Here is a 21,885-nt window from a genome sequence, read left to right as displayed (position 1 = left end):
ATTCGGGACATGGCCAAATCCCCCGACAAAAAAACGCCGCCGACGGCGAGTGACGACCGCGCCGCCCCGAAGCGGCACAGCCCGCTGACCGATTTCCTCGACGCCTCGGAGCCGCTGCACAAGGGCGGCTTTGCCGAGATCCCGCAGGCCGAACTGTCGGGCACGCCGCTGGCTGGCTCGATCGCCGATTGGGCCGAGCAGATCGAGCAGGAAGCCGAGAAAGAGGGGCGCCTCGGCAGCAGGAGCGACGGCGGCAAATCGCCGAAGCCATCGAAAAAGATTCCCGAGCGCTCGTCGTCGCCCGGCCGCACCGCGCGCGGCACCTCGATGGGTGGCGCGGCAACAGCAAGAGAGCGCACGGCCGCCGGCCTCAACCCGGTCGCCGGCCTCGACATCTCGCTGGAAGAAGCCGAGACGATGACCTCGAGCGGCGTCACCGCTACGGTGGCCGCGTTGTCAGCGCTGATCGAATCCGGCAATCCCGTGCACAAGGATGGCGTGTTGTGGACGCCGCACCGCCCTGCCCGCCCGGAAAAATCCGAAGGCGGCATCGCCATCAAGATGGTGTCGGATTTCGAACCGGCCGGCGACCAGCCGACGGCGATCAAGGACCTGGTCGAGGGCGTCGACAACAGCGATCGTACGCAGGTGCTGCTCGGAGTCACCGGCTCCGGAAAAACCTTCACTATGGCCAAGGTGATCGAGGAGACGCAGCGTCCTGCCCTGATCCTGGCGCCGAACAAGACGCTGGCCGCGCAACTCTATTCCGAGTTCAAGAAATTCTTCCCGGAAAACGCCGTCGAGTATTTCGTCTCCTACTACGACTATTACCAGCCGGAGGCCTACGTTCCGCGCACCGACACCTTCATCGAGAAGGAATCCTCGATCAACGAGCAGATCGACCGCATGCGCCATTCGGCGACGCGCTCGCTGCTCGAGCGCGACGACGTCATCATCGTTGCCTCGGTGTCTTGCATCTACGGTATCGGTTCGGTCGAGACCTACACGGCAATGACCTTCCAGATGCAGATCGGCGACCGGCTCGACCAGCGCGCGCTGCTCGCCGACCTCGTCGCGCAGCAGTACAAGCGCCAGGACGTCAACTTCGTCCGCGGCTCGTTCCGCGTGCGCGGCGATACGATCGAGATCTTTCCGGCCCACCTTGAGGATCGCGCCTGGCGCATCTCGATGTTCGGCGACGAGATCGAGCAGATCACCGAGTTCGACCCGCTGACCGGCCAGAAGACCGGCGAGTTGAAGAGCGTCAAGATCTACGCCAACTCGCACTATGTGACGCCGCGCCCGACCCTCAACCAGGCGATCAAGTCGATCAAGGAAGAGCTCAAGCACCGGCTGGTGGAACTTGAGCGCGCCGGCCGGCTGCTCGAAGCTCAACGGCTGGAACAGCGCTGCCGCTTCGATCTGGAGATGCTCGAAGCCACCGGCTCCTGCGCCGGCATCGAGAACTATTCGCGCTATCTCACCGGCCGCCAGCCGGGCGATCCGCCGCCGACACTGTTCGAATACATTCCCGACAATGCGCTGGTCTTCATCGACGAAAGCCACGTCACCGTGCCGCAGATCGGCGGCATGTATCGCGGCGACTTCAGGCGCAAGGCGACGCTGGCAGAGTATGGCTTCCGCCTGCCGTCCTGCATGGACAACCGGCCGCTGCGCTTCGAGGAATGGGATGCCATGCGCCCGCTCTCCGTCGCCGTCTCGGCAACACCGGGCGGCTGGGAGATGGAACAGGCCGGCGGCGTCTTCGCCGAGCAGGTCATCCGCCCGACCGGGCTGATCGATCCGCCGGTCGAAGTGCGCCCGGCCAAGAGCCAGGTCGACGATGTCGTCGGCGAGATCCGCGACACCACCAAAGCCGGCTACCGCACGCTGGTGACCGTGCTGACCAAACGGATGGCCGAGGACCTCACCGAATATCTGCACGAGCAAGGCATCCGCGTGCGCTACATGCACTCCGACATCGACACGCTGGAGCGCATCGAGATCCTGCGCGACCTGCGCCTCGGCGCCTTCGACGTGCTGGTTGGCATCAACCTGTTGCGTGAGGGCCTCGACATTCCCGAATGCGGCTTCGTCGCCATTCTCGATGCCGACAAGGAGGGTTTCCTGCGCTCGGAAACCTCGCTGATCCAGACCATTGGCCGCGCCGCCAGAAACGTCGACGGCAAGGTCATCCTCTATGCCGACCAGGTCACCGGCTCGATGGAACGGGCGATGGCCGAAACCGGCCGCCGCCGCGAAAAGCAGATGGAGTGGAACGCGGCCAACGGCATCACCCCGGAATCGGTCAAGTCGCGCATCTCGGACATCCTGGATTCGGTCTACGAGAAGGACCATGTCCGCGCCGACATCTCGCAGTTCACCGACAGCGCCGGCGCCATGATGGGCAACAATCTCAAGGCCCATCTCGACGCCATGGACAAGCAGATGCGCGACGCCGCCGCCAATCTCGATTTCGAGAAGGCGGCCCGCATCCGCGACGAGATCAAGCGGCTGCGCGAGATGGAACTGTCGATCTCCGAAGACCCGCTGGCGCGCGAGATGGAAGGCCAAAGTCCCGCCTCGGGCCGCGAAAAGGGCAAGCACAACAAGGGCGTGGCCAAACATCGTACGACGGAGGAACAGGAGCGTTTCCGCAAGCTCGACGCAGCACGTGCCGCCGAAGAGGCGGCCAAGGCTGCCCGGCCCAACCTCTTCCGCAAGCCGTCGCTCGACGCCATGGGTCCGGGCACCGACATGCCCACGCCCGCAGGCGCGGTGTCCCGTTCGCTGTTCAAGAAGCAGTCGGCCGAAGAGGCGCACGGTTCTGATTTCGGCATTCCCGGTGACACGACCAAACCGCTGTTCAAGAAGAACTCGCTGGATGAGATGACGGTGCGGCGGACCGAGACACCCATCGAGGGCGACAAACCGGTCAAGCGCGAGCGCGCCGGCATTGGCTCCTATGAGGATCCCGGCGACGCCCGCCGCGAAAAGCGCCGGCCAGGCAAGACGGGCAGGCCGGGACGGTAGCGATCCTTCGCGCCCCTTTGACAGAAGGGCTGTCCGCCCAACACAAGTCTTTCTATCGGCAACTCTTTTCCTGGACCATGCGCCTGCCCTTGTCAGTTGCCGGTCGAAACGATACGGGCCGTGGCAGCTTCTCTCCTTCCACCTGCAAGCCCCACGGCCCTCCACACAATGAAGCCCAAGGACATCGCTGCCTACGTCTTCCTGGCCATCACCTGGGGGCTGTCGTTCCTGGTGCTGCTCAAGGTGGTGCATGCCTTCGGCTGGATCGGTGCGGTGACCTTGCGTTCGCTGATCGCCGGCATCACGCTTCTGCTGCTGGCGGTGGCAACGAGGCGCCGGCTCGACTTCAGCGCCGGCTGGTCGCACTTCGCCATTGTCGGCGCGACGACGGTCGCGGCACAGTTGATCGGCCTGTCCTATGCCACCCCGCGCATCGGCACGGCGATGGCGGCCATCCTGGTTGCCGCCATCCCGCTGTTCTCGATGATCATCGGCCAGTTGTGGGGGCTTGAGCGCATCACCGTCCGCGGGCTTGCCGGGCTGCTGCTCGGTGCCGCCGGTATCATCATTCTCGTCGGCTTCCCGGCAGTGCCCGTCACGACATCCTTCGCGCTAGGTTGTGCCGCATCGCTGTTCAGTTCCTTCTCGGCGGCCTTCGGCAGCAACTATGCCAACCGCCATCTGCGCTCGGCCGGCTCGCTCGAACTCACCAGCGCCGCCTTCCTCTTCGGCGGGCTGATGACGCTGCCGCTCCTACTGGCCGTGCCGGTGCCGGCGATGCCGCGCGCCATCGACTTCCTCTATCTCGCCATCCTTGCCTGCGTCATGAGCGCAATGACCTATGTCGTCTATTTCCGCCTGGTCGCCAGCATCGGCGCCACCAGGACGATCAGCGTCGAGTTTGCCGTGACCGTGATCGCCGTGCTGGTCGGCACGGTCATGCTCGGCGAGTCGCTGACCCTCATCCAGGCCTTCGGCGCGGTGGCGATCATCGCCGGCTGCGTGCTGGTGCTGGACCCGTTCCCGCGTCGGATGAAAGCGGCAGCCTTGCCATCGGCCTCGCCCTTGGTGTAGTCATCTCCCGTACTCGAACGTCTTGAAAGGAGGGCTCACGTGTTTACGTTTTTTCGTCACCATCGTCAGCGTGGCCCGATTTCTGCCCTGCGAGCTAGCTTGCAGGGCTGACCAGGGACGGTCCGGGTTTTTCCCGCTTCGATTTTATTGGTCTGCCCTTCGTGTCGTTGCAACGCCGAGCCTGATGGCCTGCACGCGCACCGTCAAAGTGCATTGAACCGGACTTGGCTCCGGCAAGACCAGAGAAATCAAAATGGCCCTGATCAGCCTCAAATCCCTCGGCGTCACCATGAGTGCGCCGCTCTTTGCCAATCTCGACCTCACCATCGGCACCGGCGACCGGCTCGGCATCGTTGCCGCCAATGGCCGCGGCAAGTCGACCTTGCTGAAATGCTTGACTGGCGAGATGGAGCCGACCTTTGGCGACATCAGCCGCACGCGCGGCCTGTGCGTCGGCCATGTCGAACAGTCCGTTGCATCGGCCCTTCTCGACCGTACGTTCCACCAGGTGGTGGCCGATGCCTTGCCGCCTGAGCAGGCCGAAAGCGAGATGTGGCGCGTCGACGTCGTTCTCGATTCGCTCGACGTGCCCGAGCCGATGCGCGAACGGCAAATGCAGGCGCTGAGCGGCGGCTGGCAGCGGCTTGCGCTGATTTACGCCCGGAACAGTCGCCGGTGTTTGCCCTGCCCTACTCCAGGGCAAGGCAGGCTCTCGACGACGTCGACGCCTCGACCGAGCGCAAGTTCCAGCGCGACATGAAGGTAGCGCAGCAATTGCGCCGGCAGGCCGCCAAGCTCAACAACATCGGCATCAATTCGGGCAGTGACTTGCTGACGGTCAAGACCAAGCAGCTCAATCAACGCGCCGAGCGCCTGGAAGAGGCGGCTGCCCCGGCGCATCGCGAGAAATCGGCTGGCGCGATCAAGCTCGCCAATCGGGGCACCCACGCAAAGGTGCTAATCACGCTCGAGGACGCCGCAGTGGAAACCCCTGATGGAACGCTGCTGTTCAGGACCGGCAAGCGCCACATCTGCCAGGGCGATCGCATTGTCCTGCTCGGCTGCAATGGCGTCGGCAAGTCGCGCTTCGTCACCCTGATCCGCAACGCCATCCTCGAGCCAGAGGCGGTGCAGAACGTGAAGGTGACGCCGTCGACCGTGCTTGGCTATAGCGACCAGGCGCTGTCGGGCATCGGCGGCGACGACACGCCGCTGGCGATGGTCTCGCGCCGCTACGATGTTGGCGAACAGCGCGCCCGCTCGCTGCTCGCCGGCGCCGGCGTCGGCATCGATATGCAGGAGCGACGGATCCGCGTGCTGTCCGGCGGTCAGAAGACGCGGCTGATGATGCTGGCGCTCAGGCTCGCCAACCCCAATTTCTATCTGCTCGACGAGCCGACCAACCATCTCGACATAGACGGCCAGGAAGCGCTGGAAGCGGAGCTGCTGGAGCATCAGGCAAGTTGCGTGCTCGCCTCGCATGACCGCTCCTTCATCCGCGCCATCGGCAACCGCTTCTGGCTGATCGAGAAGCGGCGGCTGACCGAAGTCGAGGATCCCGAGGACTTCTTCCGCTCGGTGGCCGAAGCGGGTGGCTGAGGGTTGGCGGCAGGATGAAACGCCAATCGTATCATGGCATGAGACGTTCTCTTGACTTCCGAGACGTATCATGCAAAGATACGTATATCGGATACGGCAGATGATACGCTCGTTCAAGGACAAGACCAGCGAGGCCGTATCAAACGGCAAGGCTCCGAAGGGTTTCCCGTCGGACCTAGTCCGATCAGCCCAGCGGAAGCTGTTCATGATCGACAATGCCGCCGAACTATCAGACCTGAAGACGCCTCCAGGCAACAGGCTTGAGCCGCTGAGAGGCAACCGTGCGGGTCAGCACTCGATCCGCATCAACGATCAATTTCGCATCTGCTTTCGCTGGGTGGACGGGCAGGCCGAGGATGTGGAAATAACCGACTACCATTGAGGTTTCAAATGCTGAACATCAATCCATTTATCCATCCCGGAGAAATCCTCCGCGAGGAATATCTCGTACCGCTTGGCCTGAGGCCTTACACATTGGCCAAGAAGCTGCATGTGCCGCGCACGCGCATCGAGCGCCTGGCCAGCGAGACGACACCGGTAACGCCCGACACCGCTCTGCGCCTCGCGAAGTTCTTTGGAACCACGCCGCAGTTCTGGATGAATATGCAGGCGAGCTACGACCTTGCTGTCGAGGGAGAGGCCAAGAAGGCAGATATTGAAACGATCGAAAGCCTGGAGACTGCGGCTTGAGGTAGGCGGCCCGCCTCGAGCCACCGACGGTGCAGCGAAAAAAGGTTCCGACGATCTGTCGGATCGCCTCAGCCTGCCGCGTCCTTGGGATGCCGACACGATGATGTCGGCGCCAACCCAGGGAGATCATGTCATGTCGGTTCTTTCATCCATCGGTCGCATCGCAACCCAATATGCGGCGGCACGTGCCCGCCATCGCAGCGAACGCATCCTGCTCTCGCTGCCCGCCGAATTGCGCAAGGACATCGGCTTTCCGGAACTCTTCGACGCGCAGAACAGCCGCCGCGCGGCCACCTTCTCGGCCAAGGTCATATGACCGCGACCAGCCTGCCTCTGCCTCTGTCGCTCAATCCCGCCGGTTGCCCGGTCTGTCCGGGCCCGGCCGAGAAAAATTTCGCGGCCCTGTAGGATTGCCGTCACCTCATGCGTCCTATGGTTGGCAAGGCCAAGCCAAACGCAAAGAGGAGCAAGACATGACTGACCAGACCCCCGTTCAGCCCGCGCCGAAAGTGCTCGGCGGATTAACCCCCTATCTKCAGGTGGACGGAGCCTTCAAGGCCGCTGAATTCTACAAGAAGGCCTTCGGCGCCGAGCAGGTGTTTGCCTATCCGCCGGACGAAAAAGGCCGCACCATGCACATCCATCTCTACATCAATGGCTCGACGCTGATGCTGGGCGACGCCTACCCCGAGCACGGCCACCCGCATCAGAACCCGCAGGGCTACACCATGCAGCTGCATCTCCAGGACGACACCATCGAAAGCTGGTGGCAGCGCGCCATCGACGCCGGCTGCGAAGAAGTGGTGCCGCTGCAGGTGATGTTCTGGGGCGACCGCTGGGGCCAACTGCGTGACCCCTTTGGTGTTGCCTGGGCGATGAACGCCCCGGTGAAGTAATAGGCGAGCAACAGCACCTCTTTCCCCAGGAGTGATGCGCTCATCTGCGCCGGGTCGCATCCCTGCCGGCCCGGCGCCCGATTTTCAGCAAGAGGAATATGCCATGTCCTATGTCGATGGTTTCGTGCTTGCCGTGCCAAAGGCCAAACTCGAAGACTACAAGAGGCTGGCCAACCTCGCAGGCCCCATATGGATGGAACACGGCGCGCTCGCCTATGTCGAATGTATCGGCGACGACGTGCCCTATGGCGAGGTCACCTCGTTTCCGCGTGCCGTTCAGGCAACTGACGACGAGATCGTCGTCTTCGCCTGGGCGGTCTATGAATCCAGGCAAAGCCGAGACACGGTGATGGCCAAGGTGATGGCCGACCCGCGTTTGACACCCGATTGGGGCCCATGCCGTTCGATATGAAGCGCATGATCTTCGGCGGCTTCCAGCCCTTCATCGAGCTTTGAGCAACTGAGCCCCCATCGCTTCGTCATCCTATGGCGGAGCAAGGAGCGAAGCGACGCGGCGCAGACCATAGGATCCATGCCGTCACGTTAAAGCATTGAAAACGGTGAAGAATTCCGTTCCGCCGCATCCTTCGATCGAGGTCCCGGAATGGATCCTCGGGTCTGCGCGACGCCGCTTCGCGGCTGCTCCGCCCGTGCATGACGAAGCTGGGGTTAATCTGCCACCCGCGCGCTAATCCAGCCTATCCAGCAGCGGCTTGAGCCGATCGCCATAGCGCTTCCATAGATCGACCGAGCCCTGATACATTGGCTGGCGCACCTGCGCGGCGGATGCCGTGCGCACCGGCCGGTCGGTCTCGTGGAACGACAGCACCGCATCGTTCCACGGCAGGCCGAGATGGGCGATAAGCGCCCGCGTCTGCCCTTCCTGGTCGGCGACGAAATCCTCATAGCGCACATCATGCACCACCCCAGGCAGCACGGCATGCCAATGCGCCATGATGTCGGTGTAGAGGTTGTGGAAATCGGCGAGTTCGCCGAGGTCGTAGCCGTAGCGATGGCTGTCGCCGCGGAAATGCACCTTGTAGATCGACAGGCACGTCGCCGCCGCGTCGCGGGCGCAATGGACGATCTTGGCTTTCGGCAACATCAGATGGAGGAAGCCGACGAGCAGGAAATTGCCCGGCATCTTGTCGGTGACATGCTTGAAGCCGGGAAAGCGGGCGTGCAGCATGTCGAGATAGGCTTCGCCAGCCTCGGCAAAAGCCTTGTCGGGCATGTCGGCGATCCCGGCCGGAAAGCCGCCCTTCATGGTCAACGGAAACTGCTTGCCTACCGCCATCTTCAGGATGTTGAGCTCGCCGGCGCCATAGACCTGGGGATGGCTGGCGATGATCTGCTCGATCAGCGTCGTGCCGGAGCGCGGCATGCCGACGACGAAGATCGGCGTGTCGTCGGCAATCGAGCTGGGCTTGTGTTTCTCGAAGAAGCCGGCATCGAAGGTTGCTTTCATGGCCTCGAATTCGGCGCGCGTCCTGGCCGCATCGTAGTCGATGCCCTTGCGGCGGATCGCGTTGCCTTCGGCGAAATAATCGAAGGCCCTGCCGTAATCCTTCAGATCGTCATTGGCCTTGCCGAGGCCGAAGGACAACTGCATGCGCGCCAGGCTATCCTGCGGCGCCTTGGCATGCTGAGCCTCCATGCCGGTCAATTCGCTGTCGCGCTCCTTCTGGCGCTTGACCTGCGTCAGCATCAGCCAGGCTCTGGCCATGCCGGGGTCGACCGCCAGCGCCTGCCGAAACAGGTCGGCGGCTTCATCGAGCTTGCCCTTTTCCATCAGCCCGACGCCCAGCCCGTGCAGCAGGTCCGCGTCCTTCGGCCGGATCGTCAGCGCCTCGCGGAAGACGGCGAGCGCCTCGTCCAGACGTCCGGCTTCTTGCAGCGTTTCGGCAAGTCCGATGCGGGCGCGGACATGGAAGGGATTGCGACTGACCGTGCCGCGATAGATCGCTTCGGCCTCCTCGAACTGGCCGAGCTGCTTCAGCGACGAGCCAAGATTGTCGCGCGCCGCGAGCTGGTCCGGCCGGATATCCACCGCACCGCGAAAGAAATCGATGGCGGCTGCGATGCGGCCGAGATCGCGCATCACCGTGCCGAAATTGTTGAGGAAATCAGGATTTGTGGGCTGCAGGCTCACCGACTGTTCGATGAGATCGAGCCCCTCTTCGCTGCGCCCGGTCTGGTGAAGCAGCAGGCCGAGGAAATGCGCCGCGGCCGCATGATTGGGCTTGCGCGCCAGTACCTGGCGGTAAAGCGCCTCGGCTTCCTGCCGTCGCCCGGCCTGGTGCAGCTGCAGGGCCTGCTGCACATACTGGTCCAGCCCCAGCGGTGGCTGTCCTCCAGCGCCAGATCTGGCTCCCGCGCCCGCCGCTCTTCTCTGATCTCTGTTAATGGGAAACCTGCCGTGTTTTTCCGCCGGCCGCGATCTAAGCAATTCCGGGAAAGGTATGAAACGGTTTTCCGTCCGGAATTGCGCCAAACAAGGAGATAGATCGGTTCGGCGTTTCAGTGAAACGATGAACCGATCTAGGCCATCGGCGCTTCAGGTTCAAGGCTCGCTTGGTATCCGTCAGCGCAGAAGCGATCAAATCAGCCGGTTGGCCTCCGCAACTTGCCTGGCACGCCGGAGCGTTCCGTCGGTATCGGCGACCCTTCGCTTTGCCGCTTCGTCACTCCTGACGGTCAGCCGCGGCGACAGGATGGGCGTTGCCGTCGCTTGTTTAGCCAATGGGCCGATCGCGACTGTAGCTCCTGCCGATGTTGTTTCGTTAATCATGAAATCTCGTCCTTTCATACGTAAATAAAACAAAAATACCGGGAGAAATGTTCCCGCCAGACTTCAAATAATTTTTGATATCTATGGGCTTGTATCATCGTTTTCCTGAAAGTTACAGAAAGCAATTTTCTGAGCGAAGCCCGATTTTTATTTTAAATCGCCTTGATTAAATTGCGGCAAAGGCCTATATGTACAGGATCGCTTTGGGTAGAATTGGCACCTCGCGGCGTCAGAGGTTCTCGACCCGCCAATCTCATTCCAAATCACCGATACTGGCCGCGTTTCGCGACCTCATCTCACCCCTCGAAAGACCCACATGAACACCGGGACCGTAAAGTTCTACAATGGCCAGAAGGGCTTCGGCTTCATTCAGCCGACCGATGGCGGCAAGGACGTTTTCGTCCATGTCAGCGCGCTGGAGCGCGCCGGCTTTCCTGGCCTCGCCGAAGGCCAGAAGCTGCAGTTCGAGTTGGAGCGTGACACCAAGGGCCGCGAATCGGCCGCCAATTTGCAACTGATCTGATCCGGCCGAATTCGATGAACGCTGACCACGGATGTACTGGCAGCTCTCGAAAGCGGCTTATTTCCAGCAATTGCCGGAAATAGGAAAGCGGGGCTCGTCCCCGCTTTTTTGCTTTTCAGGGCCGCTGCGGAAGCATCAAGGCAAGACAATGACCGATCGCACCACCCACTCCATCGCCCATTTCGCGGCACCCTTCGTGCTCGGCGGACTGGAAGGACAGCTGCCGGCCGGCGACTACGACATCGATCACGACGAAGAGGTGATCGAGGGCATGTCGCGGCTTGCCTGGCGACGCGTCGCCACCTTCATCCATCTGCCGGCAAGGGCCGTGAAAAACCCGACCACCAGCCAGCTTGTCGCCATCGATTACCTCGAACTCGAAACAGCGCTGAAGCGCGACAGGGAGAATGCAGCATGATCCGTTTCCAGCAGAATGCGCGCCCGCGCACCGACACGCCCTCGCACCAGTTTGCGATCGGTCAGACTGTCCGCATGAAGAGCCGCACCGGCCTCGTCCAGAAAACCGCGGAACTGTTCCAGATCAAGAGCAGGCTGCCGGTCAAGGACGGCTCGCCGCAATACCGCATCCGCAGCGAGCAGGAGACCCATGAGCGGGTCACCACGGAAGACAATCTCGAACCGGCCGACAACCCGGTCGTTACTGACAACCCGGTCGTCTGAGCGCCCAGCAAAGCCACGCCAACACGCAACAGGAGCACGACATGTCCAAAGGTCAACAGCGAAGCAATCGCGAAACGCGCAAGCCGAAGAAGGACAAGGTCGTGGCCAAGCCAGCCTCCCCGTTCGGCTCGTCGGTCAAGCAGGCAGAGAGTAGCCTGAAGCCGAAGTCGAAGGGCTGACCAGCCCAGGGGCGCCTCGTGCGTCCCCCCGTCGCCCACTTTGTGAGGCGACGGACTGACACGACACGTTTGCGCAACACCCCGCACACGGAGGCGCGCTTGAACTTCGTCATCGAGTTCTACCGGTCGCGCGACGCCGACGAAGCCACGCTCGACAAGGTATCGCTGGAAGCGCCGAACCTGCGCGCCGCCCTGCAGGGCGCAACCGCGCTGTTCCACACGCTGGCCATGCCGCAAATCCCCGATCGCCTGCGCATTTCCGACGAGRACGGCAGCGAGCTTTACGCTGGCCCGGCCGACGGGGCGTATCCAGCGGAGGTGTGAGCGAACGCCTCGGTTTTCCCTTCCCATTGTGGGAAAACGCTAAACACGCCCAGTTCCCGTCAGCACGGTCCGCCGTCGATGACGCGATAGTCCGCGGCGCGGGCTTCGCAGGCATTGGGGAAGGTGCGCAGTTCGCCATGCCGGCGTGCGCACACGGGAGCATATTCGCGGGTGCAGAACGTCTGCTCCTCGCCACCGCCACCGCCACCGCCGCCGTCGCGGCATGGACCGTCGCGCACGATGCGGTAGCCGGCCCGGTCGGCAAGGCAGGCATTGGCAAAGGTCTGCCGGTCGCCGCCGCGCCGGGCGCAGACCGGCTCGTACTGCCTGCTGCAATACTGCGGTTCGGGCCGGGGCGGATGCGGACGCGGCCCTGGTCCCTCATCGACGACGACAGTGCAGGCGGCAAGAATTGCCGACAGGAACAGGATGGCAAAACCTTGCCGCGAAAAGACTGTCGCCAGAAACTTCATGTTGATCTCTCCCTCGATCCCGTCCCGGGAAGACGATCCTTGCCATTCCATTGCCAAATGCAACCCCCGTTTGCAGCCTCCCGCCGGAAACGATGCGCGGAGCCATGGCACCCATCAGCCCCATCCCGCTGGCGGCCACGACATCTGGCCCATTCGTGGCCGCGCTCTGGGCCGATGACCCGGCCGGCAACCAAGCCTATGTCGGGCCGCATCGGATGCTCAGGTCAGTCGATCCATGCGTCGGGATGCGCCCATTGTGGCGGCCCGCGGCGCTATCTTGCAACCTTCACGTTTCCGTGCGATAAATTCCGTGTTCGGGCATTTGCGACCCGGAGAGCGGAACGTTTTGGACGACCTTTCCCCGATACTGTGAATCTCTGACGGCCCCGTTTTCGGCGGGGGGTTTGACCATGCGCCAATGCATGACTGCCGAAGCAACCACCGGGACTTGCCCATTGCGCCAGGCGGCGGGCAGGACCACCAGACTGAACGGGTGAAGGAGTTTCCCCAATGGCCCAGACCGGCACCGTTAAATTCTTCAACGCGACCAAAGGCTTCGGTTTCATCACGCCCGATGGCGGCGCCAAGGATGTGTTCGTCCATATTTCCGCGATCGAGGCCTCCGGCCTGCGCACGCTCGTCGACGGCCAGAAGGTCACCTTCGACGTCGAGCCGGATCGCATGGGCAAGGGCCCCAAGGCGGTCAACCTCCGCGCTGCCTGAACCATCGGGCGCCGTGCGTCCCTGACGCATGACGGAGGCTCCAATGCCTGGACCTGGCTTGGAGAGGGATTTGAATTTGAAAGGCGCGGCGGTTTTCGTCGCGCCTTTTTCATGCCGCGAGGTCTGCCAGATGCATGTCGCTCAAAGTGCGCGGTGGTCTTTAGACAAACGACATTCATAAAAACAAAGACTTAAACGGGCGTCGTCTGAATCCCTTCAAACGCGACGCACTTTAGCAGCCCCAAAAACTTTCTCTTGCCGATGGCGCTAAAATAAAGGACAAATTTCCATTCGGGCATTTGCCGGCCCGAGACTGGACTTTATGGGACCAAAGGAGCTTCCCATGCCGCAGACCGGCACCGTCAAATTCTTCAACCATGCCAAAGGCTTCGGCTTCATCACGCCCGATGATGGCGCGAAGGATGTTTTCGTCCATATTTCAGCCGTGCAGGCGTCGGGCCTTCCTGGTCTTGAGGATGGCCAGAAAGTGTCCTTCGACACGGAACCGGACAAACGTGGCAAGGGCCCGAAGGCCGTCAACCTATCGGTTGGCTGAACCGGCTCCAGACCGGCGACGGCTCCGGCTGAATAGCCCCTGTTCCCTGCAGGGGTCTTGACGCCTGTTTTGGATATTGTGCGTCGAAATCCGTTCAGCCCCCGTTCAGCCATGGTCGTGTATTAGTCTTTGGTAAAGCCGGACCGCATCCCCCGAAACTTGCGCGGGCCGGCACGAAGGAGACCGACATGAATCGAATTTTCAAGACCGCTGTCCTGTCCGCTGCCGTGGTCGCAACCACGCTCGCGACCTTGCCCGCTGCGTACGCGGGTGACTGGCGCCATCACGGGCATCACGACAACGGCGATGCAATCGCCGCCGGCGTCCTCGGACTCGCGGCCGGCGCGCTGATCGGTGGTGCGTTGGCCAATGACGGGCCCCCGCCCTATGCTGACCGCTACTATGATGACGGTTACTACGAGCGTGACGTCGTGGTCCGCCCGGCACCGGTGCGCCGCTACTATGCAGAACCGAGGGTCGTCTACAATGAAGGCTACGCTCAGCCCTGGACGCGTGACTGGTACGACTATTGCTCGGACCGCTACCGTACCTTCAACGACCGCACCGGCACGTTCACCGGCAATGACGGCGAACAGCATTTCTGCACGGCGAACTAAGACCTAAGGCATCCCTGCCCCAACGAAAGCGCTGACCGCAAGGTCGGCGCTTTTTGTTGTTGGTTTGATCGTCCCGGATTTCTCTTGAGATCGGCGCCGCCCCTCATCAGCCTGCCGGCACCTTTCCAGTGAAGTACGGGGAGAAGCCATTGGCTGCAGCACAGGCGCTCTTAGGTCAGAAAAGGGTTGGTCCGCCGCTCCTCGCCGAAGCGTCCGCCGGGACCATGGCCGCAGATGAAGCCGATGTCGTCGCCGAGCGGCAGGAGCTTGTCCTTAATCGAGGCGATCAGCGCCGCGTGGTCGCCGCCCGGCAGGTCGGTGCGGCCGACCGAGCCGCGAAACAACACATCGCCGACATGGGCGAACTTGGCCGCGCGGTTGTAGTAGACGACATGGCCAGGCGCGTGGCCAGGGCAATGCAACACCTCGAACACATGCGAGCCGAATGACACGGTCTCGCCTTCGGTCAGGAACCGGTCGGGCACGCAGTTGCGCGCGCCGGCGATGCCGTACCGCCTGCCCTGGTTTTCCAGATTGTCGAGCAACGGCTTGTCGGCCTCATGCGGGCCGATGATCTCGACGCCGAGCGCCTCCTTCAACTCCATGGCGCCGCCGGCATGGTCGATATGGCCATGCGTTATCCAGATCGCCCCGGCTGATATCGCGTTGTCCTTCAGCGCCGCCAGCACCTTGTCGATGTCACCGCCCGGATCGACGACGACACCCTGCTTGTCGTCCATGTCGAACAGGATGGTGCAATTCTGCTGGAACGGTGTGACCGGCACGATGCCGGCATTGAGCTGACCCATGATCGTCCTTTCGCTACTCCAGCGTGATGTAACGGCGCGGGCGAAGGGCGTCCACCCCTCGACAGACGAACGGTCAGTCGCTCCGAAAACGAAAATGGGCGGCCGAAGCCGCCCACTTAGAACGCCTAGACCGAATAGCTTACTTCTTCATGGCACCCATGACTGCGCCGAGAATGCCGGTCAGGATCGCGCCGCCGCCGGCACCGCCGACGATGTTGTTGAGATTCAGCGCGCTGCCGAGACCGCTCGTTGCTGCTGCCGCGGCCGCCGGATCGACCGCGCCGCCACCAAGCAGGCTGCCGAGGATCGCCGCACCGCCGACGCCGCCAATGGCTCCGCCCAGGATTTTGGGAAGCTGACCCAACGCCGCCGTCTTGAGCGCCGCACCGACCGCCTGACCACCGATGATACCCGTAATCACCTGTACAATGATCGGAAGAAGCGTGTTCATGTCCATATGATTAGTCCCTCCATAGCTGCCAGCCTTCCGGGCCGACACCATCATGAGACGCCGAAATGGACGAAAGTCAAATGCACAAACGCTTAAATAAAAGGGGCGGCCTCAAAACCGCCCCTGCTTGCTCGAAAAGCTGTGACTTTCGTTATTCTGCTGCGATCGCGTGCTTGGGCTGAACCGCTGCAGAATAGTCATTCATAAGGTTCTTGGCGATTTCACCGACCTCGAATCGGTAAGGTCCGATCTCCGAAACCGGCGTTACTTCCGCTGCCGTCCCGGTCAGGAAGCATTGCTCGAAGCCCTCGAGTTCTTCCGGCATGATGGCGCGTTCGATCACTTCCAGACCGCGATCCTTGGCCAGTCCGATGACCGTGCGGCGGGTGATGCCGTCGAGGAAGCAGTCGGGCTTGGGCGTGTGGATCTTGCCGTCCTTGACGAAGAAGATGTTGGCCCCGGTCGCCTCCGCGACCTGACCACGCCAGTCGAGCATCATGGCATCGGCATAACCCTTGGCCTCGGCGGCGTGCTTGGACATGGTGCAGATCATGTAGAGGCCGGCGGCCTTCGACTTGGACGGCGCCGTGCGCGGGTCGGGCCGGCGCCATTCCGCCACGTCGAGGCGGATGCCTTTCAGCTTCTGCGCCGGATCGAAATAGCTCGGCCACTGCCAGATGGCGATGGCGCAGTTGATGCGGTTGTTCTGCGCTGAAACGCCCATCTGTTCACTGCCGCGCCAGGCGATCGGCCGGACATAGGCGTCCTGGAAACCTTGCTTCTTCAAAAGCGTGGTGGAAGCGTCGTTGAGCTCGGCCACCGAATAGGGAATCTTGAAGCCGAGCAGGCGCGCCGATTCATGCAGGCGCTCGGTGTGTTCGTTGAGCTTGAAGATCTCGCCGCCATAGGCGCGCTCGCCTTCGAACACGGCGCTGGCGTAGTGCAGGCCATGGGTCAGGACGTGGATCTTGGCGTCACCCCATTGGACGAACGCGCCATTCATCCAGATGAAGCCGTCCAGTTGATCGAAGGGAACGGATGCCATGGTAACCTCCCGCGGGCGGCAGCCCGCATAGTGTTGTATCGTTGTGTGTTTCGTGTCGGTCGCGCAAGGCGGCCTTTATGCTGGAGCGTAGGCGGATAATTGGGCTCTGGCAAACTCAGGAAGTTCCGGAAAAACCGGCCTCTCTTGCCTTTTCGTTCGCAATCCGCCCAAAAGCTTGTCAAAAATTACCATTGCCGGGAAATTACGTCAATAGTACTGACATAATCTCTCTTTCAAGCGGAGAAATGATGACGGATCGAAGCCACGCAGCCGGGAAACCGATCAGGACGGCGATCACCGACGAGGACGGCATCGATTTCGCCATCATCGAACTGCTCTTCTTCGCCTATCGGGACTTCACCTCCGATCCGGATCAGATCCTGGCCGATTATGGCTTCGGCCGAGCCCACCACCGGGTGCTGCATTTCGTCAACCGCAGGCCGGGCCTGACGGTTGCCGAACTGCTCGACGTGCTGAAGATCACCAAGCAGAGCCTGGCGCGGGTGCTCAAGCAATTGATCGACACCGACCATGTCGTGCAGTTGCAAGGCCCTCGTGACCGCCGCCAGCGCGAGCTTTATCCGACAGCCAAGGGCCGCGCGCTGGCGCTGGCGCTGGCGCGGCCACAGTCGCGCCGCATCCATGCTGCATTGGGAGATTCCGGGATAACCGAACGGACCCTGGTTGAACGGTTCCTCGAAGCGATGGTCAATCCGGAACTGAGAGCGCAGATCGACGTTGGGTCCGCAAAAATGTCAGGGAAAAGCCATGGAGAGCACTGAAAGGGTCGATCATGCGGCCGCACCGGACGACGACGCGCCGCATTTGCTCGTCGTCGACGACGACACCCGCATCCGCAATCTTCTCAAGCAGTATCTGACCGAAAACGGCTTTCGCGTCACCGTCGCCGGCAATGCCGGCGAAGCCAGGCGCAAGCTTGCCGGCCTCGACTTCGATCTTCTGATCCTCGACGTGATGATGCCCGGTGAAACGGGCGTCGACCTGACCAAGTCGCTGCGCGCCGAAAAGAACGTGCCGATCCTGATGCTGACGGCGCTGTCGGAAACCGACAGCCGCATCACCGGCCTCGAAGCCGGCGCCGACGACTATCTGCCGAAACCTTTCGATCCGCGCGAGCTGATCCTGCGCATCAACAACATCCTGCGCCGCGGCGGTCCGGCGACAACGCCGAAGGTCGAGCAACTGGTCTTCGGCCCTTACACGTTCCAGATAGCCAGGCGCGAATTGAAGCGCGGCGGCGAGGCGCTGAAGCTGACCGACCGCGAGCAGGAGATCCTGGCGATCTTCGCCGCGCGAGCAGGCGAGACGATCCCCCGCCACGAGCTTGTCGGCGACGATTCGGAAGTCGGCGAGCGCACCATCGACGTCCAGATCAACCGGCTGCGCCGCAAGATCGAGCGCGATCCGTCCAATCCGGTGTGGCTGCAGACCGTGCGCGGTATTGGGTATCGGCTCAGCGTGGAATAGCGGTTTCTCTGCTAAGTATTTTCAATAACTTACAGCTCAAATTGTCAAACCAAGGAGCTTGGTTTGACAGTTTTTGTTCCTGCTCCGTGCTCTGCGATGGAATTAATCGCTTCATGCGCCAGACGCATTTGATCAACGGCCTCGGTGTAGCGAACGATCTCATCAAGCTTTTTGTGACCGGTAATTGCCTTGATCTGGTGGGGCGTGCAGCCGGCTTGGGCAAGCCGTCGGCTACATGCCTTGCGCAGACCGTGCGGTGAAAGCCCCATGGCGCCGCTTGCCAGATCCTCACGCAAACCAGCTTCGCGGACGCAGACCCGGAACCAGTTCGTGAAGGACTCGGGCTGGAACGGCTTTTCGTATTGCGTCAGGAGAAATGTGAGATTGTCCTGGGGCCGGGCATCGAGCGTGCCTTTAAGGTATGCATGAAGCGGGATCGAGACGGCCGTCCCTGTCTTTTGCTGTCGAATGGATAGGACGTCGTTCTTGACGTGCTGCCGACCCATACCAATCACGTCTGAGCGTCGCTGACCGGTGAACAGCAGAAGGTCGAGGGCGAGGCGGGCGCGGGTGCCCTCTGAGTGCGCCGCGTAGAACGCGACAATGTCCTCCTCCTCCCAGGTGATGAACCCGCCCGACTTGATTTTCATGCGCCGTATCCGGATCGTTGGATCGTCCTTGCGCATCCCCATATCGATGGCGCGTCCCATAAGGAGCTTCATCATCTTCAGCAGTTCGTTGGCCGCGCCAGGGTGTTCAGCCTTCTTGTCCCTCATCTTGAGGACGTGCTTGCGCTCGATCCCGGCGACCGAGCCAATGCCGTATTCCATACGGATGCGCTCGAGTGCGTTCCGATACGTTTTCTGGCTCGCCTTTGCTAGATTTCTGAAATCTGCGCTGCCGTAGTAGGAGAGGATCAGCGCCCCGATTGTCCCGGGCTGGGTTCGATTAGCTCCTATCATGGTTATTGGGGCCGCCCTGCCGGCTTCCCACGCCGTCAGTGCGGCCCCATAAGCGTCCATGAACTCGGTCGAGTATGGAAGACCTGGCAGAGTAGTCTTCGACGGTCTGAAATAGTGCCGGGGCCGGCCGGTTCGATCAATGAAGGCTTTGACGTGCTTCGGCAGCTTACGCTTCATTGGACGAGCCGATCCCACTCGTTGTCGGAATCTTGAGACTCAGAAATTCCGCTCAGTCCGTCAACCGCCCTCTCGAGTGCGCGGACATCCCAGCGCTTGACGCCAGGAAGCGGCAAAGGCGGTGGCATGATGCCGGCACGCACCAGCTTGTCGAAATAACCGACACTAGCACCCACGAAGCTGGCGGCCTCGGGACGGCCAAAGACGCGGCGTTCCGATGGCGGTAAGGCGTGTATAAGCCCGCAGGTGATCATCGTCATGGCAGAATACTCCTTCTACTTGACGTTATAGCGTTGTCTGCCGCCGAGAAGCCGAAGTTTGTGAAAAAGCTTGCTCCGGAGCTACGGCGCCATGCCGGTTGGTGCTGAGGGAGAGGATTGAACTCTTATATACATTAACAAGATCAATTACTTACATATATTTCTGTAAAATTGTGGCGGACATCAAGGTGAGCAAGACATCGGTCCTTTAGGGAACGCATAGAGCGCACATCAAGATCCTGGCCACGACATTGGCCTCCTCCCCGGAGGAGGTATCTCGGCGCCGGTGGGAAAGAACCTGCCCCTGTCCAGTCCACCCCGTGGAAGACGATGACGCCGCCGGGTCTCAGATGCTTGGTGAGCCCCTAAACATCGGCAGGATCTGGGAGAACATCCGCACATACCGACCGACGATCGCAAAGATGGCATGTCAAACCTCAAATCCGACGGATCCCCCTTCGACAAAGCCGACATTGCTCAGCGCCTGCGCTTTCGCCCGTCCGGTCGCAGCGCCGCCGTTGCGATCGGTCGATACCAGCCCGCAGCCAACGCGACGTCGCCGCCGCCGCCGATATCCGGCACATGCATGTCCTGACCTACCTCTGCGCATCGCAAATAACTTCGTGACCAGACCTTGTGCGTCGCCAGCCGTCTCAGTTCCCTGATCGGCATGGCCGACCTCATATTCGCCTTTTGGACCAATCCAGCGCTCGCACCGCCGCTAGGTCCAGCACTGCGGGATGATCTACGATTTTGGACGCGACCCAAGGGGGTCGGTGCTATGAATGCGTCACCCGGCCGAAACAAAACGCCACTACTGTTCGTAGGCGCGCCGAAGGTGGGCGAAACTGAGCCGACCAGTAAGAATCCGGCACCGAGGAGCGTTCTCCTCTCGACTTTTCAGAATATTAGTGATTTCTTAATAAACCCTTGGTGGGGGACTTCTGTTGTGATGCGCTGCGTTTGTCATGGCTTGCGTATTCTGCTTAAGGCAGTTGTGCTTTCCATGGCTACCATCCTCTATGCACAAGCAGTCCAGCCAACCAACGAAAGTTCGGGGAACATCCCATATCAGCAAATACTTAGCGGGACTCTCGCTGAGATCTGGATCGGCTCCTAGCTCGGACCTCAGCGCGTTTACGGCTTGCCCATTTCAAATAGAAGAACGGGGAGGACGCCATGCCATCAAGGACGCTGACTACCAGCAACGATATCGTTACCTTCAACGGAGCGAGCTCGAACACGGTGTTCGGAACGATCGGCGCAGGCGCGACGCTGAACACAGGGGATCGCCTCACCGGGGGCAGCGGGGCCGACACGCTGGTGATCTCGGGCAGCGGAACATTTAACCTGAACAGCCTGGCGGCCTTCACCGGCTTCGAAAATGTGAATCTCACCGGCACGGGCGAGACCCTGACCCTGAAGAATGGGCAGAACCTGACGGTCAACGCGGGAAGTGGCAACGCGGTCACCCTGGGAACCGGCAATGACACGGTCTCTTTCACCGGCGGCACGAACACGGTGAACGCGACGATCGGCGCAGGCGCGACCCTGAACACCGGGGATCGCCTCACCGGAGGCAGCGGCGCCGACACGCTGGTGATCTCGGGCAGCGGAACATTTAACCTGAACAGCCTGGCGGCCTTCACCGGCTTCGAAAATGTGAATCTCACCGGCACGGGCGAGAGCCTGACCCTGAGGAATGGCCAGAACCTGACAGTCAACGCGGGCAGTGGCAACGCGGTCACGCTGGGGACCGGCAATGACACGGTGGCTTTTGCCGGCGGCTCCAATACGGTGTTCGGAACGATCGGCGCAGGCGCGACGTTGAACACAGGGGATCGCCTCACCGGGGGCAGCGGGGCCGACACGCTGGTGATCTCGGGCAGCGGAACATTTAACCTAAACAGCCTGGCCGCTTTCACCGGCTTCGAAAACATTAATCTCACCGGCACGGGCGAGAGCCTGACCCTGAAGAATGGGCAGAACCTGACGGTCAACGCRGGCASYGGCAAYRCGGTCACCCTGGGGACCGGCAATGACACGGTCGCTTTCACMGGCGGCTCCAACTCGGTGAGCGCGACGATCGGTGCAGGCGCGACTTTGAATAGCGGCGATAGTCTGACGGGCGGCAGCGGCGCCGACACGCTCAACATCTCCGGGTCGGGATTGTTCGACCTCAACAGTCTTGTGGCCTTCAGCGGCTTCGAAGACATCAATCTCACCGGCACGGGCGAGAGCCTGACCCTGAGGAATGGCCAGAACCTGACAGTCAACGCGGGCAGTGGCAACGCGGTCACGCTGGGGACCGGCAATGACACGATCGCTTTCACCGGCGGCACGAACACGGTCAACGCAACGATCGGCACAGGCGCGACGCTGAACACAGGGGATCGCCTCACCGGGGGCAGCGGGGCCGACACGTTGGTGATCTCGGGCAGCGGAACATTTAACCTAAACAGCCTGGCCGCTTTCACCGGCTTCGAAAATGTGAACCTCACCGGCACGGGCGAGAGCCGGCACGGGCGAGAGCC

The 21,885-nt window shown here is 61.7% G+C and carries 24 protein-coding genes and 2 pseudogenes; 19 read left to right on the top strand and 7 right to left on the bottom strand.

Going from position 1 to position 21,885, the window contains the following annotated elements; all coding sequences use genetic code 11:
* Positions 1-9: 9 nt before the first annotated feature.
* The 8 genes and pseudogenes from uvrB to AC1D2G_RS19355 all read left to right on the top strand — a co-directional run bounded on the left by uvrB (position 10) and on the right by AC1D2G_RS19355 (position 7,748).
* A complete protein-coding gene (uvrB, locus tag AC1D2G_RS19390; RefSeq protein ID WP_477415966.1) occupies positions 10-3,033 on the top strand; it encodes an excinuclease ABC subunit UvrB in 3,024 nt (1,007 codons plus the stop codon).
* 168 nt (positions 3,034-3,201) lie between these two features.
* Positions 3,202-4,107, top strand: a complete 906-nt coding sequence (locus AC1D2G_RS19385; protein WP_477228194.1) for a DMT family transporter — start codon at positions 3,202-3,204, stop codon at positions 4,105-4,107.
* A gap of 253 nt (positions 4,108-4,360) precedes the next feature.
* Positions 4,361-5,706 (top strand): annotated as a pseudogene (locus AC1D2G_RS19380) (ATP-binding cassette domain-containing protein).
* A gap of 100 nt (positions 5,707-5,806) precedes the next feature.
* Entirely contained in the window at positions 5,807-6,088 is a 282-nt protein-coding gene (locus AC1D2G_RS19375) for a type II toxin-antitoxin system RelE/ParE family toxin (RefSeq protein WP_095090884.1), read from the top strand.
* 8 nt (positions 6,089-6,096) lie between these two features.
* Positions 6,097-6,396, top strand: a complete 300-nt coding sequence (locus tag AC1D2G_RS19370; RefSeq protein WP_457153409.1) for a HigA family addiction module antitoxin — start codon at positions 6,097-6,099, stop codon at positions 6,394-6,396.
* A 133-nt stretch (positions 6,397-6,529) separates the two neighbouring features.
* On the top strand, positions 6,530-6,712 hold the full coding sequence (locus AC1D2G_RS19365; RefSeq protein ID WP_095091704.1) for a hypothetical protein: 183 nt from the start codon (positions 6,530-6,532) through the stop codon (positions 6,710-6,712).
* A gap of 157 nt (positions 6,713-6,869) precedes the next feature.
* Positions 6,870-7,292 (top strand): VOC family protein, encoded by a 423-nt coding sequence (locus tag AC1D2G_RS19360; RefSeq protein ID WP_457153410.1) that lies wholly within the window; start codon positions 6,870-6,872, stop codon positions 7,290-7,292.
* Between the two features lie 103 nt (positions 7,293-7,395).
* A pseudogene (locus AC1D2G_RS19355) lies at positions 7,396-7,748 on the top strand (DUF1428 domain-containing protein).
* 232 nt (positions 7,749-7,980) lie between these two features.
* Here the strand turns inward: AC1D2G_RS19355 and AC1D2G_RS19350 are convergent.
* Positions 7,981-9,615 (bottom strand): tetratricopeptide repeat-containing sulfotransferase family protein, encoded by a 1,635-nt coding sequence (locus AC1D2G_RS19350; protein WP_477228195.1) that lies wholly within the window; start codon positions 9,613-9,615, stop codon positions 7,981-7,983.
* 784 nt (positions 9,616-10,399) lie between these two features.
* Between AC1D2G_RS19350 and AC1D2G_RS19345 the strand changes: the two genes are divergently transcribed.
* The 5 genes from AC1D2G_RS19345 (at position 10,400) to AC1D2G_RS19325 (ending at position 11,790) form a co-directional block, all read left to right on the top strand.
* Complete coding sequence (locus tag AC1D2G_RS19345; protein ID WP_023809797.1) at positions 10,400-10,606, top strand: cold-shock protein; 207 nt, start codon at positions 10,400-10,402, stop codon at positions 10,604-10,606.
* A 148-nt stretch (positions 10,607-10,754) separates the two neighbouring features.
* Positions 10,755-11,024: a hypothetical protein gene (locus tag AC1D2G_RS19340; protein ID WP_095090880.1), complete on the top strand. Its 270-nt coding sequence runs from the start codon at positions 10,755-10,757 to the stop codon at positions 11,022-11,024.
* The gene (locus AC1D2G_RS19335; RefSeq protein WP_457153413.1) at positions 11,021-11,287 is read left to right on the top strand and encodes a hypothetical protein; all 267 of its coding nucleotides are present in this window, start codon (positions 11,021-11,023) and stop codon (positions 11,285-11,287) included. The genes AC1D2G_RS19340 and AC1D2G_RS19335 overlap by 4 nt, the downstream gene beginning before the upstream one ends.
* 41 nt (positions 11,288-11,328) lie before the next feature.
* The gene (locus AC1D2G_RS19330) at positions 11,329-11,466 is read left to right on the top strand and encodes a hypothetical protein (protein WP_164482279.1); all 138 of its coding nucleotides are present in this window, start codon (positions 11,329-11,331) and stop codon (positions 11,464-11,466) included.
* 99 nt (positions 11,467-11,565) lie between these two features.
* Complete coding sequence (locus AC1D2G_RS19325; RefSeq protein WP_477415964.1) at positions 11,566-11,790, top strand: hypothetical protein; 225 nt, start codon at positions 11,566-11,568, stop codon at positions 11,788-11,790.
* Positions 11,791-11,849: 59 nt separating this feature from the next.
* Here the strand turns inward: AC1D2G_RS19325 and AC1D2G_RS19320 are convergent, their stop codons facing one another.
* On the bottom strand, positions 11,850-12,263 hold the full coding sequence (locus tag AC1D2G_RS19320; RefSeq protein ID WP_477228197.1) for a Kazal-type serine protease inhibitor family protein: 414 nt from the start codon (positions 12,261-12,263) through the stop codon (positions 11,850-11,852).
* A gap of 510 nt (positions 12,264-12,773) precedes the next feature.
* Between AC1D2G_RS19320 and AC1D2G_RS19315 the strand changes: the two genes are divergently transcribed.
* The 3 genes from AC1D2G_RS19315 (at position 12,774) to AC1D2G_RS19305 (ending at position 14,159) form a co-directional block, all read left to right on the top strand.
* Positions 12,774-12,986, top strand: coding sequence for a cold-shock protein (locus tag AC1D2G_RS19315; protein ID WP_006202520.1), 213 nt, complete (start codon positions 12,774-12,776; stop codon positions 12,984-12,986).
* 343 nt (positions 12,987-13,329) lie between these two features.
* The gene (locus tag AC1D2G_RS19310) at positions 13,330-13,542 is read left to right on the top strand and encodes a cold-shock protein (RefSeq protein ID WP_013530020.1); all 213 of its coding nucleotides are present in this window, start codon (positions 13,330-13,332) and stop codon (positions 13,540-13,542) included.
* Between the two features lie 188 nt (positions 13,543-13,730).
* The gene (locus AC1D2G_RS19305; RefSeq protein WP_477228198.1) at positions 13,731-14,159 is read left to right on the top strand and encodes a BA14K family protein; all 429 of its coding nucleotides are present in this window, start codon (positions 13,731-13,733) and stop codon (positions 14,157-14,159) included.
* A 170-nt stretch (positions 14,160-14,329) separates the two neighbouring features.
* Here AC1D2G_RS19305 and AC1D2G_RS19300 read toward each other — a convergent pair whose 3' ends face one another.
* The 3 genes from AC1D2G_RS19300 to AC1D2G_RS19290 form a co-directional block, all read right to left on the bottom strand.
* A complete protein-coding gene (locus AC1D2G_RS19300) occupies positions 14,330-14,968 on the bottom strand; it encodes an MBL fold metallo-hydrolase (RefSeq protein WP_457154591.1) in 639 nt (212 codons plus the stop codon).
* A gap of 139 nt (positions 14,969-15,107) precedes the next feature.
* Complete coding sequence (locus tag AC1D2G_RS19295; protein ID WP_095091700.1) at positions 15,108-15,425, bottom strand: hypothetical protein; 318 nt, start codon at positions 15,423-15,425, stop codon at positions 15,108-15,110.
* A gap of 145 nt (positions 15,426-15,570) precedes the next feature.
* Positions 15,571-16,464, bottom strand: a complete 894-nt coding sequence (locus tag AC1D2G_RS19290; RefSeq protein WP_095090875.1) for a branched-chain amino acid aminotransferase — start codon at positions 16,462-16,464, stop codon at positions 15,571-15,573.
* 248 nt (positions 16,465-16,712) lie between these two features.
* Between AC1D2G_RS19290 and AC1D2G_RS19285 the strand changes: the two genes are divergently transcribed.
* Entirely contained in the window at positions 16,713-17,246 is a 534-nt protein-coding gene (locus AC1D2G_RS19285) for a MarR family winged helix-turn-helix transcriptional regulator (protein ID WP_167392346.1), read from the top strand.
* Complete coding sequence (locus tag AC1D2G_RS19280) at positions 17,233-17,952, top strand: response regulator (RefSeq protein WP_095090873.1); 720 nt, start codon at positions 17,233-17,235, stop codon at positions 17,950-17,952. Before AC1D2G_RS19285 ends, AC1D2G_RS19280 begins: the two co-directional genes overlap by 14 nt.
* A gap of 44 nt (positions 17,953-17,996) precedes the next feature.
* On the opposite strand, the gene AC1D2G_RS19275 is transcribed toward AC1D2G_RS19280, so the two are convergent.
* Positions 17,997-19,091, bottom strand: a complete 1,095-nt coding sequence (locus AC1D2G_RS19275; RefSeq protein WP_477415962.1) for a tyrosine-type recombinase/integrase — start codon at positions 19,089-19,091, stop codon at positions 17,997-17,999.
* Positions 19,088-19,351 carry an XRE family transcriptional regulator gene (locus AC1D2G_RS19270; RefSeq protein WP_477415960.1) on the bottom strand — a complete coding sequence of 88 codons (264 nt, stop codon included), beginning with the start codon at positions 19,349-19,351 and terminating at the stop codon, positions 19,088-19,090. Before AC1D2G_RS19270 ends, AC1D2G_RS19275 begins: the two co-directional genes overlap by 4 nt.
* Positions 19,352-20,530: 1,179 nt before the next feature.
* Here AC1D2G_RS19270 and AC1D2G_RS19265 point away from each other — a divergent pair.
* Positions 20,531-21,885: beta strand repeat-containing protein (locus AC1D2G_RS19265; RefSeq protein WP_477415958.1), on the top strand; the 1,355-nt coding region annotated here is incomplete at its 3' end.

The organism is Mesorhizobium sp. P2_C7, assembly GCF_056404515.1.
This window is presented reverse-complemented; position numbering and strand designations above follow the sequence as displayed.